At 70.7% G+C, this 3,113-nt stretch carries 3 protein-coding genes; all 3 read left to right on the top strand.

The genetic code is table 11. The annotated features are described in order from the left end of the window. Positions 1-427: 427 nt before the first annotated feature. The 3 genes from VIB11_RS00695 (at position 428) to VIB11_RS00685 (ending at position 2,970) form a co-directional block, all read left to right on the top strand. A complete protein-coding gene (locus VIB11_RS00695; RefSeq protein ID WP_332027373.1) occupies positions 428-1,204 on the top strand; it encodes a hypothetical protein in 777 nt (258 codons plus the stop codon). A gap of 71 nt (positions 1,205-1,275) precedes the next feature. Beyond that, the gene (locus VIB11_RS00690) at positions 1,276-1,902 is read left to right on the top strand and encodes a pseudaminic acid biosynthesis-associated methylase (RefSeq protein WP_332027371.1); all 627 of its coding nucleotides are present in this window, start codon (positions 1,276-1,278) and stop codon (positions 1,900-1,902) included. A 96-nt stretch (positions 1,903-1,998) separates the two neighbouring features. Next, complete coding sequence (locus tag VIB11_RS00685) at positions 1,999-2,970, top strand: zinc-binding dehydrogenase (protein ID WP_332027369.1); 972 nt, start codon at positions 1,999-2,001, stop codon at positions 2,968-2,970. The last annotated feature ends 143 nt before the right edge of the window (positions 2,971-3,113 follow it).

Raw genomic sequence — 3,113 nt, 5'->3', positions numbered from 1 at the left:
TGCCGTTGGGCATCGTCAGGCCGATGATGGGGTCGAGCGGGTGGATGCCGTGCTCGCGCTGCGGTTTGTCGCCGGCGGAGCACGAGCCGACGACCACCGGCGCGTTCCCGCGGCCGGGAGCCCCGCCCGGCCTTCAGCGTGCTGGGGCACGAGGGCTGGCGGATGGCGCGGTCGCGCCCTTCCGCACTGGCGGGAGTCGCTCGCCCGGGCCCTGCCGACCGTCGTCCCGCCGTCCTCGTGATCCACCGAACGCACCAGGCGCGCATCGGCCGTTCGGCCGGGCAAATCGGGCGGACTCGGGCAAACACTGCGCAGTCTTTAACAACCCTTTACGAAAATGGGGTGAATTCCTGACGTTACTGGCTAGTTTCTCCCCACCTGTAGCGGGCTCCACGTGCCTGCTCGGCCGAGGTGGGGGGAGAGGTTCATGCGCAAGGACGACAGCCTGCTCGACGGGGCCAGCGGAGCTGGGCGCGAGATCGACCGCCGCACGATCGCCAAGGGCGTGGCGTGGACGGTCCCAGTCGTCATCGTGGCCACGGCCGCCCCTGCGGCTGCTGCCTCCGGCTCCGTCGCCGTCTCCTCCGTGGCGGCGACTTTCGTGCCCGCCAGCAACGGCGCGGCGACGGTCTCGCTCGTGGTCAACGTCAACGCCACCGGGCCCGGCCACAGCATCACGCTGACCGAGATCGAGCAGACGGTCGGTGGCACGACCCGTACCCACAACATCAGCGGCACCGTCACGGCACGCACCTTCGCCCTCAGCGCCGGCAGCAACAGCCTGGCCGCCACCACGGTCTCCAACGGGGCCCGGCTGGCGCCGGTGACGTCCACGCTGCGCTTCACCGTCGACGGGGCCGCCCACCCCGACTTCTCCTTCACCATCGCGCCGGTGACGACCTTCGCCACCAACCCGGTCACGGTGAGCAACGCAGGGGGTGACAAGCGCACGTTCACCTTCGCCTTCGACCAGCGCAACAGCCAGAGCAAGTTCGAGGTTCTCACCATCAAGACACCGCTCGACAACGGTGACACGATCGGCTGGGGCAACACGGGCGACAGCCTCAACCTCGGCGACGGGCCCGTGACCCGCACCAAGGACCGGCCCAACGTCAACAGCAGGCGGACCGCGGACTGGACCCGCACCACGCTCAACGTCGAGATCGACAACGTGCCCTTCAGCCTCGTCGTGGACGCCTCCTGAGGGCAGCGCCAGCCGGATCGAACCCGGAAGGGTCCTTGCGGGCAGAGGCCGGGGACGCAAGGGTGGGTCGCATGTCGACGCAGCCCCAGACCGAGCAGGAGGCCCTCTGGGCCGGAGAGTTCGGTGCCGAGTACATCCAGCGCAACCGCGGCACCAGCCTCATCGCCAGCAACACCGAGCTGTTCCGCAAGGTCCTGGCCCGCACCGAGGGCGTCTCCTCGGTGCTGGAGCTGGGCTGCAACATCGGCAACAACCTCCGGGCCCTGCGCGACCTGCTGCCCGACGCCGACCTGCACGCCGTCGAGATCAACGAGCAGGCCGCCGAGGAGGTCCGCCGCTGGGGCGGGGCGAGCGTCGAGGTGGGGTCGCTCCTGGACTTCCACAGCGACCGCACCTTCGACCTGACCTTCACCAAGGGCGTGCTGATCCACATCAACCCCGACCGGGTCGCCGACGCCTACGCCAGCCTGGTCCGCTCCTCCCGCCGCTACGTCATGGTCTGCGAGTACTACAACCCCAGCCCGGTCGAGGTGACCTACCGCGGCCACGAGCACGCCCTCTTCAAGCGGGACTTCGCCGGCGAGATCCTCGACGCGTACCCGGAGCTGCGGCTGGTCGACTACGGGTTCACCTACCACCGCGACCCGCAGTTCCCGCTCGACGACTCGACCTGGTTCCTCATGGAGAAGCAGGGCTGAGCCGCCGTCCCGGCAGGGCGGGGGCTGCCCTCCTGCCAGGGCTGAGCCGCCGTCCCGGCAGGGCGGGGGCCGCCGCCAGGTCGTAGGGTCGGGACCATGCTCGCCGTCTACGCAGCCAGCCAGTCCAGCGACGACCCGCTCTCCGGCCTCGAGATCGGCGAGCGGCCCGAGCCGCAGCCCCGGCCCGGCTGGAGCATCGTCACCCTCAAGGCCGCCGGGCTGAACCACCACGACCTCTTCTCGCTCCAGGGCGTCGGGCTCCCGGCCGACCGGCTGCCGATGGTCCTCGGCTGCGACGGCGCGGGCCTCGACGAGCACGGCAACGAGGTCATCGTCCACGCGGTCATCCCCAGCGAGGGCTGGCAGGGCGACGAGACCCTCGACCCCCGCCGCACGCTGCTCTCCGAGCTGCACGACGGCACCCTGGCGCAGAAGGTCGCCGTCCCGACCACCAACCTCGTGCCCAAGCCGGCCGGCCTGTCCTGGGAGCACGCGGCCTGCCTCTCGACGGCGTGGCTCACGGCCTACCGCATGCTCTTCACCAACGCGGGCCTGACGCCGGGCGCGACGGTCCTGGTGCAGGGCGCCGGCGGGGGCGTCGCCACCGCCCTGGTGCAGCTCGGCTCGGCCGCCGGCTACCGGATGTGGGTGACCAGCCGCGACGAGGAGAAGGGCAAGCGCGCCCTGGAGATCGGCGCCGACGCGGCCTTCGGCTCCGGCGAGCGGCTGCCCGAGCGGGTCGACGCCGTGATGGAGACGGTCGGCGCCGCCACCTGGTCGCACTCGGTGAAGTCGCTCAAGCCCGGCGGCACCGTCGTCATCTCGGGCGCGACCTCCGGCGACGCTCCGCCCAAGGCCGAGCTCACCCAGATCTTCTTCCGGCAGCTGCGGGTCATCGGCTCGACCATGGGCACCCGGCTCGAGCTCGAGCGCCTCGCCCAGTTCGTCTCCCACCGGGGCATCGAGCCGGTCGTCGACACCGTGCTGCCGCTGGAGCAGGCCCGCGACGGCTTCGCCAAGATGGCCGCGGGCGACCTCTTCGGCAAGGTCGTCTTCACCGTCTCCTGACGCAGGCGGTCGCCCTCCTCCGTTCGGTCGAAGTTCGACACGCACAACGCAAAGTTCTGGCGGCTGACCTGCGGTCTTGACCTAGTCTTTACCCCGTGCGAAACCCGAACAGCTCGTCAGAGAAGCCGGTGATCGACCCTCGC

Source organism: Pedococcus sp., from assembly GCF_036554925.1.
Taxonomy (GTDB): Bacteria; Actinomycetota; Actinomycetes; order Actinomycetales; family Dermatophilaceae; genus Pedococcus_A.
Note: the sequence above shows the minus strand (reverse complement) of the source record. Positions and strands in the feature narration are given on the sequence as shown.